Raw genomic sequence first — 22,279 nt, 5'->3', positions numbered from 1 at the left:
GACGGCTGTTGCTCAATCGATTCATCAAGCAGATTCAATTCGATGCGGAATGTGACGAAAAAATATCGTCGATGAGAAAATAGAGAGATGCCCGACCTGCTGACGCTCAGAGATTTCAAGGGACCGGTGATTACCGTCGAATGCAAACCGTGCGGTCAACAGGGCGAGCTTGATCGCAAGGCGCTGGTGAAACAGTTTGGCGCCAGCATGCGTTTTGTGGATCTGCGCCGTCGCCTGGCAATGGGTTGCGACAAGATGCACTGTTCTGACGGGCAGGATAGATGCGGGACGGGATTTCCGCGTTTGCTGGAGGCGGCCGTGGTTTTTGAGCCGCAAAAGCCCACGTGATCGCTGGAGCTTTCAAAACTTGATTGCGTTGCGAAAGGGTTGGAAACTTCGCCCTGACCCGCATTGGATAGGAGGACGGGTAGTGTGTAATCTCTATAACGTGACGACCACGCGCGACGCGGTTCTGCAATTTACAAAGGCGTTCCGGGATCGAGCCGGCTGGAATGAAGCCTCCTTCGATGTCTATCCAGGCTATCAGGCGCCGATTGTCCGCGTCGCCGAGGACGGGAGCCGAGAGATTGCCCGGGCGACCTGGGGAATGCCGTCGCCGCCTGCCTATGTGAAAAATTACGACCCGGGCGTCACCAATATCCGCAATGTGAGTTCGCCGCACTGGCGGCGCTGGCTCGGCCCAACCAGCCGTTGCGTCGTGCCGTTCACCTCTTTTGCCGAGCCTGACCCAGCCAGCAAAGTGGAAGGCGGGCGTGTGCCGAACGCCTGGTTTGCCGGCAACGAAGATCGGCCGCTGATGTTTTTCGCGGGCTTCTGGACGCCCTGGAAAGGCGTGCGAAAGGTCAGGGATGGCGAGCAGGAATACGAACTGTTCGGATTTCTGACGACCTCGCCCAACGAGATCGTCTCGCCGATTCATCAAAAGGCCATGCCCTCCATCCTGGCCACGCCTGAAGAAGTCGAGACCTGGCTGACAGCACCGTGGGATGAAGCCCGCCACCTACAGCGTCCGCTCCCGGGCAACATGCTGGTGATCGTGCCGCCACAGGCAAAACCGAAGCCTGACGAGGAAGGTCTGTTGCTTTGATCACCAGCACAGAGCCACGACCAGGGCAATCAAATGCCCGTTCACCAAATGCCGGCTTATCCTGTGGGAACTGACGTCATGGGGAGCGTGCAAACCGTGCGCAAGATCATCCATGTCGATATGGATGCCTTTTATGCCTCGGTCGAGCAGCGCGACAACCCGGAGCTACGCGGGCTACCATTGGCCGTCGGTGGATCGGCGGCACGCGGTGTGGTGGCAGCAGCGAGTTACGAGGCCAGAACCTTTGGCGTGCATTCCGCCATGCCGTCGGTGACCGCCAAGCGCAAATGTCCGGACTTGATCTTCGTGCCCCCGCGCTTCGACGTCTACAAGGCAGTATCGCATCAGATCCGCGAGATCTTCGCAGAATACACGCCACTGATCGAGCCGCTGTCCTTGGACGAAGCCTATCTCGATGTCACCGAAAACCTGAAGGGCATGGAGATCGCCACCGAGATTGCGCTTGAGATCCGTGCGAAAATCAAGGCGGTCACGGGCCTCAATGCGTCGGCCGGCATTTCCTACAACAAGTTCCTGGCCAAAATGGCGAGCGATCTGAACAAGCCGAATGGCCAGGCAGTCATTACGCCAAAGAACGGGCCGGGTTTTGTCGAGGCCCTCCCCGTCAAGAAATTCCATGGCGTGGGGCCGGCCACGGCCGAGCGAATGAAGCGGCATGGCATAGAGACCGGGCTTGATCTCAAGTCGAAGTCCCTCGCCTTCCTTCAGCAGCATTTTGGCAAGTCCGGTCCGTATTTCTACGGCATTGCCCGGGGGATCGACGAACGGCAGGTTAGACCTGATCGCATTCGAAAGTCCGTCGGCGCTGAAGACACGTTCGTCCAGGACATCGGCGATCTCGATCTTGCCAAAGCCGAGTTGCGGCCACTGGCCGAGAAGGTCTGGCGCTATTGCGAGGCCCATGACATCACGGGAAAGACGATCACCGTCAAAATCAAATATTCAGATTTCAGCCAGGCGACACGCAGCCAGACTGTGCCGGGAGCCGTCTCGGGCGTCGACCAGATGCTGGAAATTGCGGAGTTCCTACTTGGCTCGGTGTTCCCGTTCAAACGTCCAGTCCGGCTTTTAGGGATCACCCTTTCATCGCTCAACACCGAAGAAAACAGACAAGAACCGCAGCTAGCTCTCGGGCTCTGATCAGCAAGTCCGCAAAACGAAAAAGCCTGCCGCGGGAGGAGGTGCGGCAGGCTTTCCGAAAAGAACCGAACAGACAGCTTAAGAGGAGGAGTGCCGCTGTTCCGACAGACGTCCCTTGGGAGGAGGAGTGGGCCGTCTGAATTCGAAGCTCTGCGGGAGGAGGTGCATCGCCTCAATGAAACCAAGATACGCATTCTTTGCGCATGGCCCGCACCATTTTGCCGGGCCGAACCTGCTGGCGACGATCCTGTTCGGGAAGTTCGCCCAGCACCAACCGCTCAACCGCCAGAGCGAACGCTACGCTCGCGAGGGCATTGAGGGTTACGTCTGGAAAATCCGATAGTTGGCCCAGACACTTCGAGATATTTCGTCCGCCGTCGCCCATTCGGCATCGGAGTCGTTGAGCAGGGTTAGAAACCCGCCTCTACTCTCGATTTCGTCAGGCGATCGATAACCCTGCTCGCACTCCTCGCAGTGTCCGTAGACATCCCCGGTTTCGCTCTCGCGAAAGAGAAAGAGCCTGCCGTTGTGCCAATTCGGGCAATGGCCTGCGTGAAATTGCATCATGGGCCTCGGAACATTTTCGCGAGTGTTTTGTCATGCCTGCATTGCATAGGCATATGCCTAATAAACGGTATCGGAGCGTTTGAGGACGAGAAGCAAGTGGATATGCGGAAGCGTCTCCTGCCCGGGCCCATACACGCGGCTAAAACGCTGGCGCTTGGGCCAACCCGTATTGCATCAGCAAATCCTTAAAGAATCCCTGTTGACTCATTTTCGCATCAGAACATAATTAGAACATCGAGGCCGCCATGGCGGGCGGCTATCCACGTATCATCCACAGCTTGACACGCTTCGGCGCTAAGGACTAGCCATGCCCGAAACAACAGCACCCTCGCCTTCCGACGCCGCCGCAGGTGACCTTGAATACATGTGGGCGTTTGTCCGGCCTATAGATGATGCCAGCAAGGAACTGCTGGCAGGTCTAGCAGAAAGGCCCGACCAGTCGTTCGAGTATTTCCGGGCTGATATTTATGGCACCGACCCTGAAAGCGAGTGGCCGACAATGTCCTGGCTGGAGGTGGGTTTCAGCAAATCCTCGGGCGACTTCCGCATCCTCTGGAAAAGCGGCATGGGACCCACTCTGGAACTCCCGGACAACCTGCTCACCGACTGGGGAAACGGTACCAACCCGGAAGACGCGCTGGAGCAGCTCACGCAACAGATGAAGAACGAAGGCCGGCCATTACTTGGCGTATGCACCGTCAAGCATGTTCGGGACGGCGTGCGCGGTTATCGAGATGCTCCAGGGATCATCGGCTTCGACTTCACTCCAGGCCTGCAGAAGTGAGGTTTGCGAAATGATGAGATTCGAGCCTGGTCGAGCGCCCCCCGCCTTCAGCGAACCGCCACGTGCCTCACTGGCAAAATCTGCGGTCGATGTTGTACTCGAGCCCGATGTCGTCTCGGTCGAGGCGGACGACATAACTCGCCCCAATCGCGAACCTTTGGAGCTTTCCTCGGATCTGCCGCCGAGGAAACCGGCGAAGCGCCACGCCGCTGCGCTTAAGAAACCGCGCGCTGTCGAACTGGTCGATGTCGACACAGCTCCCCTTATGCTCAATTTGGAAGTTTCGACAGCTCCCAGCAAGTTGCCCGGATCAACCTGATCGGGAGAATGATCGCTGGCAGTCTGATCGACTGAATCCGACACCGGTTCCGCTGGATAATGGCTCGACCTGAATGCTCCTGGCAAAGGTATCGCGCTCAATTTCGCAGCGGATCGATGAACGTTGCCGGGAGCCTGTTTGCGAACTCAGTAAATAGAATTCTGTCGGAAAACGTCCTTGCGACGACGGCCTGATGTTCGAGCGCGTTATGCTTCATCGGTTACCGAGAGTATCCGTCCCGGTGCATCAATACGAATGGGCGTCGCCCCGACGAGCGCGATAAGGGTACTTTCCAGCTTTTTCAGTCTTCAGTTCCTAACTGTCTCTCCCAATCGGCACGCAATTCCTCGAAGATGGCTTCGCCCTCCCGCATAACGGCGTGTCCGAACTCCGTTACATAAAGCGGTTTGCGTCTAGCATCGGTGTGATCATAGGCACGTGCCAGGTAACCTCGTTCCTCGAGCAGCGAAATTGTTTTGGCCGCCGCCTGTTTGGAGATTGAGAGGCGGCGGCCCAGCTCCGAAGCATTATCCGCGCTGGCTGCAATTGCACGCATGGCGAAATCATGCGCAGGACGCATATCCACGTAGCCTCGGCGGGCCAGTTCATCCGTCGCCGCATCGGCGAGGACCCGAAAGCCGCCAAGTAAGAGAAGTGCAAGGTCTGCGCCCGTTCTAGCCATGATTGGAAGCTAAGCTGCTGATTGTGACCTCCTCGCACGCCGCGACAGGAGGTGTAAGGGCCCAGATACAAATTCGGGCGTCGCTGAGCGCGACCCTCTCGAGGGTCGTTCCTCATCCTGAGATCGTTATTCCAACAGTATTTCAAAAGATCGTGGATGGCCGGCTGATTGATAAAGCGATGTTAGCCTTCGTGAGAGCCGCTATCGACAGCCTTCTGTAAGAAATCAAGGCTTTGGCGAACCGATTCGATGCGCATGCTCTCCCCGATAATCCCTGATTCACAGGATGCTTCCGCCTTGATGGGAGTCGAACCTGCGACCCCGTCATTCGACATCTTGCCTGCAGTTGACGAGAAGCGCGAAGTTTCATGAATGCCTGAGCCTGGAGAAGCTAAGTACTACGGGCTAACGCCACAATGCCGAAATTGGCACCGCGGACAGGCGCTCCCCAAACGGGACCACCTTTTCATGGTCGTATAAGACCATGCCTGAAGCAAACCGCTCTCCACATGCTTGGGCCAACATTCGCAATCCGGAAAAGTCGGAAGTCGAAACGGATGCTGCCGCTTTTATCTCGATACCGACAACCATGCCTCTTCTGTCTTCGATGACGATATCGACTTCGTTCTGCTGCTTGTCGCGAAAGTGTGAAAACTCAAAGCCGGTATGTCCGCTGTTGGCGAGTTTAAGGACCTCGCCAAAGACGAAAGTCTCCAGCAAGGCTCCGAACTGCCCTCTGTCATCCCGGAGTCTCTCCAGAGAGAGGTCGCGAAGGGAGGCGAGAAGACCAGAATCGAGGAAATGTATTTTGGGGGTCTTAGTCAGGCGCTTCAGTTTGTTGGAAAACCAGGGTTGGATCGTTCTGGCGAGGAATAGACTTTCGAATATGGCAACGTATTTTTGCGTGGTGACGTGGTTCATCCCGATGGCGGCGCCAATTCCCGAATAGTTCACGAGTTGTCCCGAGTGTTCAGCCAGAATGCGTAGCAGGCGCGGCATTTGCGCGATCTGCTCGATTTGCGCGACATCGCGAACGTCGCGTTGAACGACCGCTTGGATATAATCCCCATACCAGTCCTGTCTGCGGTTCCAGGTTTTGCGACCCAATGCCTCCGGATATCCACCTGCCAGAACTGCAGCCACCAGGTCGTCACCGACGATTGGTTGTCCGGCTTTAGCCTCGTTTCGGAAGGCGTCGACCAAAAAGCTTCCACCGGCTGTTCTGATCTCGCTTTGAGCGAGCGGCAGCAATCGGACGACCTCCATACGCCCTGCGAGCGAGTCTGCGACGCGTGGCAGCGTCATGAGATTGGCTGAACCGGTCAGAAGGAAACGCCCTGGACGCTCGTCAGTATCCACACTTTCCTTGATCGCCAACAACAGCTCGGGAGCGCGCTGTATTTCATCGAGAATGGCGCGATCCATTCCTCTTACAAAGCCAACTGGATCCCGTCGCGCGGCGTTGAGCGTTGTCGCATTGTCTAGCGTGTAATACTCCATTCCTTTGTTGGCCATCTTCTTCGCCAACGTTGTTTTTCCGGATTGTCGGGGACCCGCAATCAGCACGACTCGGGTGTCTGACATGGCGTCGGCGACGCGTTGCTCGACGAGTCTCGGATACAGCGGCATAGCTTCATTCCTTTAATTACCGTTTGAAACTATGATAATGACCAATTGAAAGCCAAGGAATGACCATCTGAAATCCATCTGGCGACTGATTGAAACAGGGGCAAAACCAGGTAGCGCGCCAGATTGCGGCATGGAGGAGGTGAGATCACGCAGGCACTGCTCCGCTCGGCGGCACCGGAACTGGCTTAGCTGATGCTCAGCGGACGTATCCGGAGCGAAGCGAAGATAAAATTGTGCATCTTTTCATTACACCGCCCGTCGACAAGCTTTTGATGGAGGAATCGACGCTCTTGAAAGAACACGAACTGCTGAACCACCATCCCCGGTGGAATTAGCCTTTGATTTCATCAACTTTCCAGTCCGTTATGACCCATCTCGGCGGAGTCAGCCCTGGGTGCTCAACCCGATTTGATCCGGCACGCACCGCTCAGCGTACGTGCTGGGTCTGGTCCTCCACATCGGCTTGCTCCGCTAGGCTCGCGCACGAATAGTATGCAATCAGAAGGAGAGGCTAGGAGAAGAGACAGCATGACGACGATCGGATCGATAGCCCAGGGTACGACCTCTGGTTATGCCGGGGCCTTCAGGTCAGGCACCGCGGACAAGGCGACCGCGCGCGCGACTCAGGCAAGGGAGACCAAAATCCCTGGGGCCACTGATGCGCCGGTCAATATTTCAGGAGACGCGGCCGTTTCGCAGTTGGTGGAAGGACTGGATCCTGGCGATATCGACACCTTCCTCTACGATCAGACTGGCAAACTTGCGAAGCCGGCGGAAAAGCCGGGACCCGTTGGACCTGGCAGTCGGTTCGCAAGCGTCCACGAGGAGAACGCGTTTGTCCGAAACGCCACTCGCGAAGAGCTTGCAGAAGTGTATGCCCCGCAAAATGTTGCATCCATTCTGAGCGCTCGCGAAATGCGAGAAGAAGGAGAAGAATGGGCACGACAAAGCGTGAGCGCGTTAAGACGGGACCAACCGGGATTCGTCGCGAACTCGTTCAAGGGGCAGGCTCACGACATTATCGGCGAGGTCAAAGAGAACCTGAAACTTCTCAATACGTTTCAACAGATGCTGGCCGCTCCTGAGAACCAGAACCCGGCCGACCAGGCGAGGCTTGGAAGTTTCGTGGCGCGCTTTCTAGGTAGCACCATGGACCTTTCCGAAAGCCTGCAGAGTATCGTCTCGGTCTCCGGCAATCTGATCCAGCAGCAGGATGATGGCATATATGTGCTGTCGGACTTCTCGCTGAGCTATGACGGGGTGTCTTTCCTGAAACACCGAGAATAGGGGCAGGCGCACACAAGGTGCGCCAACCGTGGTCTAATGTTCTTACAAGCAGCTCGCCTCAGGCGAAGATGAAATCCACGGCCGTCAATGATGAAGAAGCCACATTTACGAACTGCAGGACATCGCCATTGCCGAAATCAACAATGGTGTTGGCCCCGCTCATTGTCATCACCGCCTGAACGTCGGCAAAATCGTCGAAGCCGATCAAGTCCTCCAGTTGGACCTTGTCCGTCCCAGCGACGAAATCGGTAATCGTGTCCTGGTCGCTATCGACGCTGAAGATGAAAGTGTCAGCGCCCGCTCCCCCAGTCAGAGCGTCATTTCCCGATCCTCCTGACAGCAAGTCATTGCCGTCCTCGCGGTAAAGCACGTCGTTGCCGAAACCGGTATAGACAGAATCGTTGCCGTAATCCGCATTTACCGTGTCATTGCTTGTTTGGCTGACGGAGTCTCCTGCGAAGGCCCCTGCAAGGTAGATGATGTCACCCTGCGAGGTCCCTTCGATCGAAGCAACGCCACTCAGGAGCGTTTTGCTGAGGTCAATGATCGGCGCAGACGGGCCACCGGATGTATTCAGCTGAAGCTCAATCGTGAAATTGGCAAAGCCAGCAGAAGCAATTTCTTCGATGCCAGTGATGGACGAAATCCCGAGACGAGATCCATTCGCGTTTGCGAGAATCGTGTCGAAATCAGAGCCCCCATCGAAATGGTTTTCTAACCACGTGAGTGCAGTGGCTCTAAAGGTGTCGTTCCCGCTTCCTCCAACAAGGAAGCTTCTCGCTCCGTAATTCAGGTTGAAGGTATCATTCCCGATACCGCCGTCGAGCGTTGTGTCGCCGCTGGCAAACTGGCCGGATCGGAGATTTCGCGTGACGGCCCGCCGTTTGAGCAGACGACGGGAGGGTTGATCGCGAGGAACAGGATGCAGCGAACGTCGTTCTCCTACACACCATCAGGAGGAACCCATGAGTGAAATGACATTGTCCGACATCGCCAGCAAACTTAAAAAGATCGACTTCTGCATGATGTCGACGAAGGGATCGCAGGGCGAGATCTCGAACCGTCCGATGAGCAACAACGGCGATGTCGATTATGACGGTGATAGCTGGTTCTTCTCCTACGAGGACACGCGTAAGATCGTCGATATCGGACGGGACACCGGCGTGACTCTGTCCTTCACAGAACCTCCAAGCCTGCTAGGGAAGCCGGGCATATTCATTTCGATCGAAGGCAAAGCCGAACTCATCTGGGACAAGGCGCTATTCGAGCAGCACTGGACCAAGGATCTCGACCGCTGGTTCCCTGAAGGTATCGAGACGCCTGAGATCGTGCTCATCAAAGTGCACGCGGGCCGGATTGAATACTGGGACGGCGAGTACAACGGCACTGTCAGCGTCTGACAATAGCGCCAGCACGTCAGGCTTTCGTGCCGAAGGCGGCCCGAACCGGTTGGCCGCCATAAGCCTCGCGACAACCTCGGTTGTCGTTGCCAGATCATCCGGGTGGACAACTCAGAAAAGGACGTTTCCGAAGTCGACCATGGAGTTCGGTCAGGCCATAGAACGACCTGACCGGATCCAGTTGCTTCGACGTCCGTTCTCAGAACTCAGACCATTCCTGTTCCTGCTTCACGGCGGCGTTGCCGCGAAACGCGTGAGCGACCTTCTGACCGAGTTCTCGAGCGGGCGATGCTACCGGGCGAGCGTTCGCGACAACCTTGGCATGCGTCAAACCCTGGCTATGGGAGCCGCTACCCAGATTGAACTGCGACATCAGCTGCGAGAGCGCGGCGGCCTCGCTTGCAAGGCTATGGCTCGCCGCAGTCGTCTCTTCGACCATGGCGGCGTTCTGCTGCGTGCCCTGGTCCATAGTATTCACCGCCGTGTTGATCTCCTGCAGGCCAATGGACTGCTCGCGGGACGCCTCGGCGATGGCGTGGACATGACCGTTGATCTCCTGGACTTCCTTCACAATCACATCAAGAGCCTTGCCCGTGTCCCCGACAAGGCTCACCCCGGCCTGCACCTGCATCCCGGAGGTCGTGATCAACGCCTTGATCTCCTTGGCCGCCTTGGCAGAGCGCTGCGCGAGTTCGCGCACTTCCTGTGCCACGACTGCAAAACCCTTTCCAGCTTCTCCGGCGCGCGCCGCCTCGACGCCTGCGTTCAGAGCTAGCAGGTTGGTCTGAAACGCGATGTCGTCGATCACGCCGATGATGTTGCTGATTTCGTTCGACGATTGCTCGATCTGATGCATCGCCTGAACCGCGTTGCGGACCACTTCGCCTGATTTCTCGGCGCCCTCCCGTGTCCGAGCGACCAGCCCGCGGGCTTCGTTGGCGCGGTCGGAGGCATCCTTCACTGTTGTCGTGATCTGTTCGAGGGCTGCCGCGGTCTCTTCGACCGATGCAGCCTGCTGCTCCGTGCGCCGCGACAGATCATCGGCGGAGGAGCGTATCTGGTTAGAGCGAGCTGCGATGGCCGTGGCGTTCGTGTCGACAGCCTGCAGAGCTTCGTTCAGCTTCGCGATCGCCACGTTGAAGTCCTGACGGAGGGCGTCGAGCTCCGCCGTGAACGGCTGGTCGATGCGGTGAGTTAGGTCGCCGCTGGCGAGCGATACAAGTGCCTGCCCGAGAACCTGGATGGCGGCTTGGAGATTGGCGGCCTCTTTGGCCTTTTGTGTCTCCCTCTCCATCCGGTCACGCTCGCTGAGGGAGCGATCGGCTTCCGTCTGCTGCTCCAGCCGCAGCCGGTCGATGGCGTTCGTGCGGAACACGGCGACCGAGGCGGCCATCTTGCCGACTTCGTCCTTGCGGTCGATACCGGAGATCTCGTCGGCAGTGTTGCCGTCTGCCAGGGAAATCATCCGTTCGCGCAGTCTCGTGAGCGGGGTCGTAATCCCGGCTTGGGCGACGAACATGGAGGCGGCGATGGCCGCGAGGATCCCAATCGCCAGGATGGAGAGGCTCCACGTGATCGTGGAGATGGTCTCGTCTGTTAGACCGTCGCTGCCCTCGACAAGCGCTTTCGTCATAACGTCGTTGTTGGAAACGAAGAGCGGTGTGATCTGGTCCATGAAGGAGTAGACTTCCGCGACATGCCCGCGCGCGGTCTGCAGATCCCCGGCGTCGAACGCGTCGAATGCCTTGCGGCCGAGCGCCCGAAGATTTGCCAACCGCGCGATAATATCGTCACTTACCGTCTTGGTTCCGGGGACGAGCTTGGCGCTGTCGACCATGCGCTGGGTCGATGTGTCTATGAACTTTTCGAACGTCTGGCGCGCTGCCGCCATCTGCGGCGAACGTGGCGCGAGGTCGCCCGCCCGCGCCACCTGAAGCACGGCGACCATGGTTCCGCCGCTTGCCCGGGATGTCTGAAGGGCACCCATCGCATCGCCCGAAATGAAATGACTGTACGCGACGTCGGTCTTCCAGAACTCATTGCTCAGATGAGCAAGACCAATACATGCGACCAGCGACAGGAGAAGGATGACGGCAAGGATTTTGAGCTTGATGGCAGTATTCTTGAGCACGACGGAGGACCTTGGAGATGACTGGAATGGGTGGGCGCCGAAGCCGTTGATTGCGACGACCGCCACGCAAACCAAGGTTGAGGGATGGCAACATCTTCCGGAGAAGTGCGACGATCCGCTTCATGCATCGACCTTGTCGATCTCGTCTCGCGGAAAGTAGGATTGGATCATTAAGATCACGCTAACGCTCATAGCTCATGAGGCTGCGCGACTGGGTGAACCGCAAAAATGACCGCAACGAGGCAGCCCTCTCCGACGTCACCCATGCCGGAACATCTCAGTACGCCTGCTTGGGACATATCCGCGGCGACCAGCCAATCTAACCGCTGCACGCGACGCTGCGGATCACCCTGAACGGCGCGGAAAACCGGCGCACGCTCGCAGGACATTTCATGGCGGAGAAGTTCGGGTCGGGCATCCAGCATCTCGCCTTCGAGACACCCGACATCTTCGCCACCGCCAAGGCTTTGAAGGAAAACGGCTTCCGCCCCCTGCCGATTTGGGGTCAGAACAAGATTAGTGCGAAATCGTACGTTTAGATGAGAAAACGATGATCGAGATCGACATTACCCCCCAAAACTGGGCGCTCCTGATGCATTTCTCCTTAAAATCTAGCGTTCGGACCAGGCGGCAAACTACTGGAAACATGCACAATTTCGGCTAGCGTACGATCTCGCACTAATCTTGTTCTGACCCCAGGGCGTCGAGAACGTAACCGTTGGCATCGACGGCGCGCCATAGCCAGTATTTCCTTCCCTTGATCGTCACCACCATTTCATCGAGCTGCCATTTGTCGGCAAAGTGACCGCGTGAACGTCGCCGGAGGTGATGGGCGAATTTCAAGCCGAATTTCGCCGCCCATTCGGAGACGGTCTGGAATGAGACGTCGATGCCCCGCTCAACCAACAGATCTTCGACATCCCGGAGACTGAGCGGGAACCGAAAATAGAGCCATACCGCATGGGCAATGATCTCAGCGGGAAAGCGGTGGCGTCTATAGCGGGTGGGTGAGGCTTCGGTCATGACAATCCGAATATCAACTCCATCCCAACCAGACGGTTAAGGCGACGCCACCATCGAGGTAGCTCACATGATCCGCAAGCATCAGTTTCGAACCAGTGGCCAATCCGCATTTCGGCAATTTGCCGCACTCGCAGCATAAGTGTGTCCAGCGATTGCCCTGTCTCCGGCCTTTGCAAGAATTTGCGACAGAACCACTTCATGTCTCCAAGATTGCGATTTTCGCTGCACTGCCCTCGGCATCATCCTTTGCACATGTAAAGGTGCAGCGCGGGATCTAGGTTGTCCTACGAGACAATGCGTCTCAGGATCGCCCGCAGGGCGATACCGTTCGGCAGCGATAATCTGCGCTGCCGATTTGACCTACCGGGCCGCTGTCTTCGCCCGCGCCGTGCGGGCAATGCTTTCCGCAAAAAGTGGTGTTTCGCGGCTGTTGTGGTCGCCGCTTGCTGACTGACGAGCGGTCGCGGCCTGCTCGAAGGTCTGGCCGTGCTGCTCGATGAACGCCAGAAAGGCTTCGGTCGGATGAGATGTCACACGGTTTGTGTATCGGGTGCGGTTGCCCTCGAGAGGTTCGGCGATCAGCTCCCAGATCACGTTCACCTGCGTGCGTTCGCCCGTTGGTGTGAACACGTCGGAGATCGAATTCATCCGGCAATAGGCAGGCGTTGCCGTGTCTGCGACATAATGCTGAACGACTAGACCGGTGCCGATCTTTTCGACATTGATCGACATAAGACGACCGTCATCCGTCGTCGTGGCACCGGCGGAAATGTGGTCGGGCGGGCAGCAACGCTGATACTCGGCCTCCGGCAGATTGAAGAGCCAATCCGCGATATCGACCTGTTCGAAGGGGACGTCGATATCGTGCGAATATGCGGATTGCGAAAGAAGCATTTCGGTCAGAATTTTCATGGTTTTCTCTTTCGTTACGTTTCGGCACCGTGTCGTCTCGTCACGTGCCGGCAAGGTTCGGAAGTAGTCGCTTTGCGTGTTGTTCGAGGAGATGGCAGCTTGCCCGTTCCGGTTTACTGATCAGCGCCGCACTGCCAATTCAAGAATATGGCGGCTGAACGACCGCCATATTCGAACGTCGCCGCTGAATGTTCAGCCCTCCACGAAAGCCAACAGATCAGGATTGATGACGTCGGCATGGGTGGTCAGCATTCCGTGCGGGAAGCCCTTGTAGATTTTCAGGGTGCTGTTCTTCAGCAGCTTGGCCTGGAGTTCCACGGCGTCCTTGTAGGGAACGATCTGATCGTCATCACCCTGTGTGACCAGCATCGGCACGGTGATCGCCTTGAGGTCTTCTGTCTGGTCGGTCTCCGAAAAGGCCTTTATGCCGTCATAATGCGCTTTGGCGCTGCCCATCATGCCCTGGCGCCACCAATTGTCGATCACGCCTTGCGAGACCTTCGCGCCTTCCCGGTTGAAGCCGTAAAATGGGCCGGACGCAACATCGAGGAAGAACTGAGCACGATTGGCTGCGAGCGCGTTCCGGAAACCATCGAATACTTCGATGGGTGTGCCATCAGGATTGGCTGCGGTCTTGACCATCAGCGGCGGAACGGCGCTGACAAGGATGGCCTTGGCGACACGGCCCTGCGGCTGCCCATATTTGGCGACGTAACGAGCGACTTCGCCACCACCTGTCGAATGGCCGATATGGACGGCGTTGCGCAGGTCGAGGTGCTCGGCGACAGCTGAAGCATCGGCGGCGTAATGATCCATGTCGTGACCGTCGCTCACCTGCGACGAGCGGCCATGGCCGCGGCGATCATGTGCGACGACGCGGTAGCCCTTGCTGAGGAAGAACAGCATCTGGGCATCCCAGTCGTCGGAGGACAATGGCCAGCCATGGTGGAACACGATCGGTTGGGCGTCCTTCGGACCCCAGTCCTTGTAGAAGATTTCAACGCCGTCCTTTGTGGTCACGAAACTATGGGTCATTGGTCCAATTCCTTGCTGATGAGGGGAAATTTTCTTTTCAGAAGCCAAAGCCGGGATGGCCAGGGCGAGAGAAATGGTGGTGCCGGTCAGGAGAACATGCCGACGGGAGAGAGAGAGAATTCGTTGGTCATGAGATGTCTCCAGGACTTCGAGCCGGCCAAACCGCCAGCTTAGCCGTTGACGCACTGTTGCGCTTACTCGGCGCCACGGGTGCTCTCGAACAGGAACCAGGCACGGCGCTCAGCCTCGTCCACCCAGTTTTCGATCAGGCTGGCAGTGGCGATATCGCCATGCTCATCGCAAAGATTGTGGGTCTCCTTCATCAGAGAAACGAGCGTGAGATTGTCCTCGCGGAGTTCGGCCAGCATGTCGGCCGGCGTCACGAAATCGGCATCGTTGTCAAGCAGGCGCTGCACCTTGGAAATATGGCCGATTGAACGAATGGTGGTGCCACCGATTTTGCGGGCCCGCTCGGCGATATCGTCCGTCATGGCAAAAATCTGCTCGCCCTGCTCATCGAGCATCAGGTGGTAATCGCGGAAGTGCGGCCCGCTCATGTGCCAGTGGAAATTCTTGGTCTTGAGATAAAGCGTGAAGACATCGGCCAGAAGCGCGGTCAGCGCGCCGGAGATGTCGGTCGTTGCGTTGGCACCGAGGGTAGTCGGCGTTGCGAGCGGCGATTTGCGATGTTTCTCAGCGAGCGTGCGGTCCATGATGATCTCCTTTGGATTGTGTGGGCTGCTGAGGATTTTTTAGAGCGGTAAGCCACCCCACGGTATCCAATGCTTGGCTAGTCAAACCCACACCAAGGTATAGTTTCGGAACTCTCCACATTTCGAAACATCCGCGCTATCAATGCTGCGCGCGCCAACCTATCGGTCTGGTTTTACACGGGAATAGTCGATTTTGAGTTTGCGTTTTGCCAACCGGGATGGCTTGATGAGGCAATCGACGTCAATATGGGAAACGACATGCCTTCGCTTGAACTTGTGAACCCGAAACGACGGTTATCGGCACGCTACGAAACCAGCATCCTTTCGTTCGCGTTCGTTCTTGCAACGACAGTTTTCTATCTCGATACATTCACCGACATCCACAGCGCGCTTGCCACGCTCTATGTCGTCACGCTGCTTCTCTCTGCGGAAACGCTGACGGAAAAGGGAACGCTGCTGCTGACGGCAGTCTGCATCGGTCTGTCAATTCTCTCCTACGCCGCGGCCCATGGCACAGAAGCCGACCTTGCGGCAATATTGCGCCTGGCGGTGGCCGTCGCTGCCATCTCGATTACCTGTGCGCTGATCATACGGAACCACCGTGCGCGGCTGGATCTGATAAAATCCAATATCGCCTTGCAGAGCAGCGAAGAACGCTACCGGACGATTTTCGAGCAGAGCCGCGTCGCTCTGTGGGAGCGTGACTATTCCGAGGTACGCGCGTCGTTGATGGCCCTTAAAGCGCAGGGCGTCGCTGATCTGCGTGTTTATGCGCGACACAATCCGAACTTCATCGGCGACTGCATTGCCCGCATACCGACAGTCGCTGCCAATGCCGCGGCGCTTGAGCTTCTCGGTAACGTCAGTGCAAAGAATGCAGGCTCGATGCGCCGCTACATCGCGCAGGACGACGAGACCTTTCTCGATCTGATGGTGGCGATCTTCGATAACCAGAGTTATTTCGAGGGGAAAGGCACGATCATCACCAGCGACGGCACCACCAAGCTGGTTTTGCTGACGGTGGGCTTTCCAGTGGACGTCGCCAACTTCAACCGCGTCATCGTCGGCATGTTCGACATTACGGAGCGCGAACTGGCCCAGAAGGCGTTGTTCGAGGCCCAGGCCGAACTCGCACTCGCATCGCGTGCCGCGACTGTGGGAGCCCTTTCGGCGTCTCTCGCACACGAACTCAACCAGCCACTCGGCGCAATCGTCGTCAATGCCCAAACCCTGCAGCGCTGGCTCGATCGGGATCCGCCGGATCTGGCGGCGGTTTCCCGCTCGGCCGAGCGGATCGTGCGCGACAGCCAACGCGCCAGCGACATTATCCAGAGCACCCGGTCGATGTTGAGCGAGCGCACGCCGGTCCTTGAGCCGGTCTCACTGGCCGATCTCGTTAGCGAGACGCAAGCGTTGATGGAGAGCGAGCTTTCGAGGAACAAGATTACATTCGCGACAAGCGAGGCTTCCAGCGTCACCAGCGTCAGTGCTGTCCGCATCGAGCTGCAGCAGGTGCTGATCAACCTGATCACCAATGCCATTCAGGCCATGGCCGCAACGCCGGAAGAGCTTCGACGGATTTCGGTATCGATCAACCCGGCAGAGGGCCATGGCATGCGAGTCAGTGTTCGTGACAGCGGCCCTGGTCTGAGCGACGAAATCCTCAAAACTCTGTTCAAGCCGTTCTGCACAACCAAGGAAACCGGCCTTGGCATGGGGCTCGCCATCTGCCGCGGCATGCTGGAAGCCCGGGGTGGCTCCCTTACTGCAAGCAATCACGTTGAAGGCGGCGCGCTGTTCGAAATGATCGTACCGATGGAGGCTGTCCATGAATGATGCCAGAAAGCTCACCAAAACCACGAGCAACGATGCACCAGTCGTTTACGTCGTGGATGACGATCCCTCGATCCGCGAGGCGTTGGTCGATCTCTTCCTGTCGGTCCGAACGGAAGCAAAGGCCTTCGAGAGTGCCCAGGACCTTCTTGACAATGCCGATCTCAAGCGGCCGGGCTGCATCCTGCTCGACGTAAGGCTACCCGGCCCCAATGGCCTGGATTTCCAGCTTCATCTGGAAAAGCTCGGTAACCAGATGCCGATCATCTTCATGACCGGCCATGGCGACATACCGATGACCGTGCGGGCAATGAAGGCCGGCGCGGTGGATTTTTTGGCAAAGCCGTTCCGGGATCAGGATATCCTCGACGCTGTCGCCGTAGCGTTTCAGAAAGACAGGGACCTGCGCCGACAGTCTGCTGCAAATGGCGCCGTCACGGAACTGGCCAAGACATTGACCCGTCGCGAACACGAGGTCATGACGGCAGTGGTTCAAGGCCTGATGAACAAGCAGATCGCCTTCAACCTTGGTATCAGCGAGATCACGGTCAAACTTCATCGCGGCAATGTCATGCGCAAGATGGAGGCGCGCTCGGTAGCAGATCTGGTGCGCAAAGCTGAGCTGCTGGGTCTGTGAGTGGCAAAAACCTAGACCCTTGTATGGTGCAACGCGCGACCTCGAAGGCGCATACAGAGGCTAATTGATTTTACGAAGCAAGGCCCATCCAAATTGTCCAAAACACCAGTCATAGCCATCGTCGACGATGATCGGTCGATCCGCGAAGCGCTTGACGATCTCATATTGTCCTGCGGCTATCAGAGCCGGCTGTTCACGTCGGCGGAAGAGTATCTTGCTGCGCAGGATCGCGCCTCGATCGATTGCATGCTCGTGGATGTCAAAATGCCCGGTCTGACGGGGCTCGAGCTGCAGGCTGTGCTGAACGAACACGATACGCTGAAGCCTCCGATGATCTTCATGACGTCCTATAGCGACGACAAGACAAGGGCGGCCGCGATGAGTGGTGGCGCTTTTGCCTTTCTCGGCAAGCCCGTAAATTTTAACCAACTGGTCCAGTGTCTCGAGCGGGCGCTGAAGCACTGATCCACGCCAACGAGGAGTTACTCCATGTCGCACGGCTGCTCTCACACATCGACGATCCGAACGGTTCGGCCCAAAACGCTCGGCTGCAAGGAATGCCTTGAAACCGGACAGGCCTGGTTTCATTTGAGGCTCTGCCGCGAATGCGGCCATGTCGGCTGCTGCGACCAGTCGCCTGGCCGGCACGCGACCGCGCATTTTCATGCCACTCAGCATCCGATCATCGAGGGCTATGACCCACCCGAGGGCTGGGGTTGGTGTTTTGTCGACCAGACCATGGTCGAACTGCCGGACCAGACTCCGCAGCGCGGACCGATCCCGCGATATTACTAACTGGAAACGCCAACCGGCGTTTGCCAAATGACAGTGTAACCCCGGGAGAATTTATGGCGGATCTCAACGCCCGACAGCACCAGATGTATCCGGTGCTCTCCACCCTTCAGATCGAGACAGCAAAACGATTTGCCAATGGCGAGCCGGAGCACTTTAATGCCGGTGAGTTCGTCTACAAGGTTGGCGATCACGCTGCACCCGCCTGGCTGGTGCTTAGCGGTTCGATGGATGTCTTTCGCCATGAAGGCCTGTCGCATGAGGCGTCCATCACCACCCATGGTGCCGGCCAGTTGTCAGGTGAAGTCAATCAACTTTCCGGCCGCCCGACGTTGGCCGGGGCGCGTGCCGGAGCCGACGGCTGCACGGCGATCGCATTCGATGCAGCTCATCTTCGTGCCTTGGTCATCGGCTCGGCGGATGTCGGCGAGATCATCATGCGCGCCTTTATCCTGCGTCGCGTCGGCTTGATTGATGCCGGCGCGGGCTCGGTTCTGATCGGCGCTCCCGGCAATGCCGCACTTTCACGATTGCAGGGGTTCCTCGCCCGCAGTGCCTTTCCCTATATCGTGCTCGACTCTTTGTCCGAGGGTGAAGGCCGCGCGTTGATCGAACGTTTGGGCATTCTCGCCTCAGAGCTGCCTCTTATGGTTTGCCCCAATGGCACGGTGCTGAAAAACCCGACCGATGCGGAAGCCGCAGCGTGCCTGGGCATGACGCCTGAACTCACGCCCGGCAAGCTTTATGACGTTGCCGTCGTTGGCGCCGGGCCCGCTGGCCTCGCCACCGCCGTTTATGCCGCCTCCGAAGGGCTTGACGTCATTGTCATCGACGAACGTTCCGTAGGAGGACAGGCTGGCGCATCGTCGCGGATTGAAAACTATCTCGGCTTCCCGACCGGCATATCGGGCCAGGCTCTGGCCGGCCGCGCCTATAACCAGGCACTCAAATTTGGCGCCGAAATGGTATTGCCGGTCGCGGTCGACAGTCTGATCGCGCCCGAGCGCGATGCAGGAGTTCTGACGCTGGAGCTCGCAGGTGGAAAGGCCGTGACGTCGCGAACGATCGTCATTGCCTCCGGTGCGCACTACCGGCGTCCGAATATCGCCAACATCGAGAGCTTCGAGGGGAATGGCATCTCCTATTGGGCCTCGCCGATCGAGGCAAAACTCTGCGCAGGCGAAGAGATCGCCCTGGTCGGCGGCGGCAATTCGGCCGGCCAGGCCATCGCTTTTCTCGCACCTCAGGTCAGGAAACTGCATCTCGTCGTCCGGCGTGCGCTCGCGGAAACGATGTCGCAATATCTGATCGACCGCATCAAGGCTTTCCCAAATGTCGAACTGCACATGCACTGCGAAGTGGATACGATCGAAGGCGATCCCGTAGGCGGCCTGAAATCCGCCACCTTACGCAATCGGCTGGATAACAGCGAAAGACAGCTGTCACTTCACCACCTTTTTCTTTTTATCGGGGCCGATCCGAATGCCGGCTGGATCAGCGACCGCGTCCATACCGATGACAAGGGCTTCATCGTCACCGGACAATCTTTCGATGCGCCTTGCAGCTTCACCCGCAAGCCTCTGCCGCTGGAGACCAGCCTGCCGAACGTCTTTGCCATCGGCGATGTCAGGGCCGGATCGACCAAGCGGGTCGCGGCCGCAGTCGGGGAAGGTGCCGCCGTTGTCTCCCAGATCCACGCTGCGCTCAGCCTGATGAAGATCCCGCGCTGAAGCATTCGGACATCTCAAAATAAAACGACCCGCTGGTGATGCCGGCGGGTCGAAATTTTGTTCTCTAAGGTGATAGACGATCGGTCGATGCTCAAATCGCCGATGCACCAAGCTGGCGGCCATATGCCACGATTTCTCGGCCAACGACGATGCGATCAGCTTCGAACCGATCCAGGGCGGTGGGAAGGTCAATCTCGGACGCCAGGCAGTTGCTCAACGCCATGACAGCGCCCGCTGCTTTCGACACGCCCATCGCCGTGTGCGGCCGCGCGACGAAGGCGGCGTCGCCGATCAGGACGATTGACCGGCCGATCATATGGGGTCCCTCGTAGTCAAAAACACCTTGATTCGACGGGCTTGGCTCGGCAGCAATCGCCAGCGCGAATTGCGGCGGAAGCATTTGTGCGGCATCGGTGCGCAAGGCCTGCAGACGGTCGTTCGACAGACCGCCACGCGGTAGCGAAAACGGATGCACCCGCTGATCGAGATCGGTGAGGGTGCCGGCAAGTTCGCTTGGCGGCACCTTGCGATACCAGACCCAGTTGTACCGACGGCTGCCACTGTTCATCTCGCCCTTCGGACCCGGCACCAGATAGCCGAGTGCATGGACGCCTGGACGGACATGGAAGGCAAACCGGTCGAGAAGCAGCGCGGCGGCGGTCGGAAGGCTCGCTTCCGGGATCAACCCGCGCCATGCGACATAGCCGGAATAGCGGTTTTGATTGTCTTTGGCATTGACCACCCCGCGCACCACCGAGCCGAGGCCATCGGCCCCGATCACAAGATCGGCTGTCTCTCGCGTACCATCACCAAAAATCAGTTCGGCACCGTTCTCGCCGTCCAGCACATCGACGACGTCCCGGCCCAAGAAATAGGTTTCGGGCGCGATATGCGATGCGACGGTCTCGAACAGCACATCCCAGGACATCTGCGTCTGCGGCATCCTGACGGTTTGCGCAACGCTTCCGTCATGATTGAGATAGATGCGCTCCTTTGCCACCACGCCAACCCGCGCGACATGCTCGCATCCGATCAGCCTGAGAATGTGCAGCAGGTCGCTTTGGCTGACCAGACCCGCACCCCGCCCGGCCAGGCCGCTTCTCGATCGCTCGTAGATACGAACATCGTGACCGGCCTGCTGGAGCATGATGCCCGCGAAGAGACCGGCGAGAGAACCGCCGACTATTGCGATACGAAGCTGTTTCATCGTCCCGACCTCACTGCCCGGTAACCGTCGGCGAAGGCCGGGGATGATGAATGAGTTTCACCGCGAAGGCTGCGATACCAAGTGCCACGCCAAGAACACTAACGGAGAGCCAGCCACCCTGCCCCCAGGCAAATGTCGCCATCGCCGAACCCGCAGCGCCACCAAGAAACATCCCGGTCATGAACACCGTATTGAGCCGGCTGCGTGCATCGGCGTCGAGCGCGTAGATAATGTGCTGGTTGGAAATCAGCGCGCTCTGTATGCCGAAATCGAGCACTATGACGCCGACAACCAAGGCAGTGATCGATGCCCAGACACCAAAGATCAGCCAGGCGACGATCGTCAAGCCCGCGCCCATCCAAACCACAGAATGCGGTCCCCGAGTGTCGGCGACCCGGCCTGCCAGCGGCGCTGCAAAGATGCCGACCGCGCCGACGATCCCAAACAGACCCGCGACATCCGCGCCGAGCTGGAATTTCGGCCCGGCGAGATAGAGCGCCAGGATTGTCCAGAAAGCTGTGAACGATGCAAACAGGAATGCCTGGATGCTAGTTGCAGCCCGCAATGCCGGATGGCGCTGCCACAGGTGACCGAGCGACCGGATCGCCTGATGATAGCGCAGAGTCGATGTCGGTCGGTGATGCGGAAGAACCGCAAACATGAGACCTGCGGCGAGCAGCGCCAACGGCACCCCGATCCAGAACATCTCCCGCCAGCCCGCATGTTCGCCGACGAAGCCCGACAGCGTGCGGCTGAACAGGATGCCCGACAGCACTCCAGCCATGACGGTGCCGATCGTGGCACCCCGTTTTTCCGGCGGTGCCAGCGATGCGGCAAAGGGAACAATCTGCTGGGCAACAGTCGAACAGGCCCCGACGATGACCGAAGCTGCGACGAGCATCCACGCAGTCGGCGCCAGTGCTGCAAGTGCGAGGGCGGCTGCCAGTACGACGAATTGACCGATGATCATGCGACGGCGGTTAACGAGGTCGCCGAGTGGCAGCAGCAGAAAGAGCCCCGATGCATAGCCGAGCTGCGTTGCCGTGGGCACCATGCCGGTGATCGACTGCTGGCTGAAATCCGCCTCGATGAGGCCGAGCATTGGCTGATTGTAGTAGATGTTCGCGACGGCAATACCGCCCGCGACGGCCATGGCCAGCAGCGCGACTTGCCCGACCGTATCATTGTGGGTGGCGCTTGCCGCCCTGCCCTGCATCTGTTCTGTCTTTTCCATCATCCTGCTCCATCGTCAATTGATGTGAGCAAGGTATGTCCAACGGCGTTGCACGCACATCCAATGGACGTCTACCCGGACCTATACATCGGTCT

At 58.2% G+C, this 22,279-nt stretch carries 21 protein-coding genes and 3 pseudogenes; 14 read left to right on the top strand and 10 right to left on the bottom strand.

Annotated elements, in window-relative coordinates:
* The first annotated feature begins 87 nt into the window (after positions 1-87).
* From ACZ9EJ_RS24300 to ACZ9EJ_RS24280, 5 genes and pseudogenes are all read left to right on the top strand, one after another.
* On the top strand, positions 88-348 hold the full coding sequence (locus ACZ9EJ_RS24300; RefSeq protein WP_046642554.1) for a hypothetical protein: 261 nt from the start codon (positions 88-90) through the stop codon (positions 346-348).
* 82 nt (positions 349-430) lie between these two features.
* The gene (locus ACZ9EJ_RS24295; RefSeq protein ID WP_046642555.1) at positions 431-1,108 is read left to right on the top strand and encodes an SOS response-associated peptidase; all 678 of its coding nucleotides are present in this window, start codon (positions 431-433) and stop codon (positions 1,106-1,108) included.
* A gap of 78 nt (positions 1,109-1,186) precedes the next feature.
* Positions 1,187-2,269, top strand: a complete 1,083-nt coding sequence (gene dinB, locus ACZ9EJ_RS24290) for a DNA polymerase IV (protein WP_046642556.1) — start codon at positions 1,187-1,189, stop codon at positions 2,267-2,269.
* 214 nt (positions 2,270-2,483) lie between these two features.
* A pseudogene (locus tag ACZ9EJ_RS24285) lies at positions 2,484-2,588 on the top strand (IS66 family transposase); the annotation flags it as partial.
* A 555-nt stretch (positions 2,589-3,143) separates the two neighbouring features.
* The gene (locus tag ACZ9EJ_RS24280; protein WP_046635106.1) at positions 3,144-3,620 is read left to right on the top strand and encodes a hypothetical protein; all 477 of its coding nucleotides are present in this window, start codon (positions 3,144-3,146) and stop codon (positions 3,618-3,620) included.
* Positions 3,621-4,240: 620 nt separating this feature from the next.
* On the opposite strand, the gene ACZ9EJ_RS24275 is transcribed toward ACZ9EJ_RS24280, so the two are convergent.
* Both ACZ9EJ_RS24275 and ACZ9EJ_RS24270 read right to left on the bottom strand, forming a co-directional pair.
* Positions 4,241-4,621 (bottom strand): MarR family winged helix-turn-helix transcriptional regulator, encoded by a 381-nt coding sequence (locus ACZ9EJ_RS24275; RefSeq protein WP_255743291.1) that lies wholly within the window; start codon positions 4,619-4,621, stop codon positions 4,241-4,243.
* A gap of 405 nt (positions 4,622-5,026) precedes the next feature.
* Positions 5,027-6,250 carry an ATP-binding protein gene (locus tag ACZ9EJ_RS24270; RefSeq protein ID WP_255736845.1) on the bottom strand — a complete coding sequence of 408 codons (1,224 nt, stop codon included), beginning with the start codon at positions 6,248-6,250 and terminating at the stop codon, positions 5,027-5,029.
* A gap of 528 nt (positions 6,251-6,778) precedes the next feature.
* Here ACZ9EJ_RS24270 and ACZ9EJ_RS24265 point away from each other — a divergent pair.
* A complete protein-coding gene (locus ACZ9EJ_RS24265; protein ID WP_046642162.1) occupies positions 6,779-7,537 on the top strand; it encodes a hypothetical protein in 759 nt (252 codons plus the stop codon).
* A 58-nt stretch (positions 7,538-7,595) separates the two neighbouring features.
* Here ACZ9EJ_RS24265 and ACZ9EJ_RS24260 read toward each other — a convergent pair whose 3' ends face one another.
* A complete protein-coding gene (locus tag ACZ9EJ_RS24260; protein ID WP_255736874.1) occupies positions 7,596-8,015 on the bottom strand; it encodes a calcium-binding protein in 420 nt (139 codons plus the stop codon).
* Positions 8,016-8,502: 487 nt separating this feature from the next.
* Between ACZ9EJ_RS24260 and ACZ9EJ_RS24255 the strand changes: the two genes are divergently transcribed.
* Entirely contained in the window at positions 8,503-8,937 is a 435-nt protein-coding gene (locus ACZ9EJ_RS24255) for a pyridoxamine 5'-phosphate oxidase family protein (protein WP_046642163.1), read from the top strand.
* Positions 8,938-9,136: 199 nt separating this feature from the next.
* Here the strand turns inward: ACZ9EJ_RS24255 and ACZ9EJ_RS24250 are convergent, their stop codons facing one another.
* Positions 9,137-10,885: a methyl-accepting chemotaxis protein gene (locus ACZ9EJ_RS24250; protein WP_304656049.1), complete on the bottom strand. Its 1,749-nt coding sequence runs from the start codon at positions 10,883-10,885 to the stop codon at positions 9,137-9,139.
* A gap of 575 nt (positions 10,886-11,460) precedes the next feature.
* Here ACZ9EJ_RS24250 and ACZ9EJ_RS24245 point away from each other — a divergent pair.
* Positions 11,461-11,607, top strand: coding sequence for a hypothetical protein (locus tag ACZ9EJ_RS24245; RefSeq protein ID WP_255743292.1), 147 nt, complete (start codon positions 11,461-11,463; stop codon positions 11,605-11,607).
* A 157-nt stretch (positions 11,608-11,764) separates the two neighbouring features.
* Here ACZ9EJ_RS24245 and ACZ9EJ_RS24240 read toward each other — a convergent pair.
* Positions 11,765-12,091 (bottom strand): annotated as a pseudogene (locus ACZ9EJ_RS24240) (IS6 family transposase); the annotation flags it as partial.
* A 52-nt stretch (positions 12,092-12,143) separates the two neighbouring features.
* Between ACZ9EJ_RS24240 and ACZ9EJ_RS24235 the strand changes: the two are divergent.
* Positions 12,144-12,230, top strand: a pseudogene (locus ACZ9EJ_RS24235) (IS6 family transposase); the annotation flags it as partial.
* Positions 12,231-12,451: 221 nt separating this feature from the next.
* Here ACZ9EJ_RS24235 and ACZ9EJ_RS24230 read toward each other — a convergent pair.
* The 3 genes from ACZ9EJ_RS24230 to ACZ9EJ_RS24220 all read right to left on the bottom strand — a co-directional run bounded on the left by ACZ9EJ_RS24230 (position 12,452) and on the right by ACZ9EJ_RS24220 (position 14,751).
* Entirely contained in the window at positions 12,452-13,003 is a 552-nt protein-coding gene (locus ACZ9EJ_RS24230; RefSeq protein ID WP_046642164.1) for a hypothetical protein, read from the bottom strand.
* Between the two features lie 192 nt (positions 13,004-13,195).
* Positions 13,196-14,038, bottom strand: a complete 843-nt coding sequence (locus tag ACZ9EJ_RS24225; RefSeq protein WP_046642165.1) for an alpha/beta fold hydrolase — start codon at positions 14,036-14,038, stop codon at positions 13,196-13,198.
* Between the two features lie 194 nt (positions 14,039-14,232).
* Entirely contained in the window at positions 14,233-14,751 is a 519-nt protein-coding gene (locus ACZ9EJ_RS24220; protein WP_046642166.1) for a Dps family protein, read from the bottom strand.
* A gap of 258 nt (positions 14,752-15,009) precedes the next feature.
* On the opposite strand from ACZ9EJ_RS24220, the gene ACZ9EJ_RS24215 reads away from it, so the two are divergent.
* The 5 genes from ACZ9EJ_RS24215 (at position 15,010) to ACZ9EJ_RS24195 (ending at position 19,743) form a co-directional block, all read left to right on the top strand.
* Positions 15,010-16,587, top strand: a complete 1,578-nt coding sequence (locus tag ACZ9EJ_RS24215) for a sensor histidine kinase (protein WP_046642182.1) — start codon at positions 15,010-15,012, stop codon at positions 16,585-16,587.
* Complete coding sequence (locus tag ACZ9EJ_RS24210; protein WP_046642167.1) at positions 16,580-17,221, top strand: response regulator transcription factor; 642 nt, start codon at positions 16,580-16,582, stop codon at positions 17,219-17,221. The genes ACZ9EJ_RS24215 and ACZ9EJ_RS24210 overlap by 8 nt, the downstream gene beginning before the upstream one ends.
* A 93-nt stretch (positions 17,222-17,314) precedes the next feature.
* Positions 17,315-17,686: a response regulator transcription factor gene (locus ACZ9EJ_RS24205; RefSeq protein WP_046642168.1), complete on the top strand. Its 372-nt coding sequence runs from the start codon at positions 17,315-17,317 to the stop codon at positions 17,684-17,686.
* 24 nt (positions 17,687-17,710) lie between these two features.
* Positions 17,711-18,016: a UBP-type zinc finger domain-containing protein gene (locus ACZ9EJ_RS24200; RefSeq protein ID WP_046642169.1), complete on the top strand. Its 306-nt coding sequence runs from the start codon at positions 17,711-17,713 to the stop codon at positions 18,014-18,016.
* A gap of 53 nt (positions 18,017-18,069) precedes the next feature.
* On the top strand, positions 18,070-19,743 hold the full coding sequence (locus ACZ9EJ_RS24195) for an FAD-dependent oxidoreductase (protein WP_046642170.1): 1,674 nt from the start codon (positions 18,070-18,072) through the stop codon (positions 19,741-19,743).
* Between the two features lie 91 nt (positions 19,744-19,834).
* Here the strand turns inward: ACZ9EJ_RS24195 and ACZ9EJ_RS24190 are convergent, their stop codons facing one another.
* Together ACZ9EJ_RS24190 and ACZ9EJ_RS24185 are read right to left on the bottom strand one after the other, a co-directional pair.
* Positions 19,835-20,950, bottom strand: coding sequence for an FAD binding domain-containing protein (locus tag ACZ9EJ_RS24190; RefSeq protein WP_046642171.1), 1,116 nt, complete (start codon positions 20,948-20,950; stop codon positions 19,835-19,837).
* A gap of 10 nt (positions 20,951-20,960) precedes the next feature.
* Entirely contained in the window at positions 20,961-22,184 is a 1,224-nt protein-coding gene (locus ACZ9EJ_RS24185; RefSeq protein WP_046642172.1) for an MFS transporter, read from the bottom strand.
* Positions 22,185-22,279: the final 95 nt, after the last annotated feature.

Source organism: Neorhizobium sp. USDA 3394, from assembly GCF_056280385.1.
Note: the sequence above shows the minus strand (reverse complement) of the source record. Positions and strands in the feature narration are given on the sequence as shown.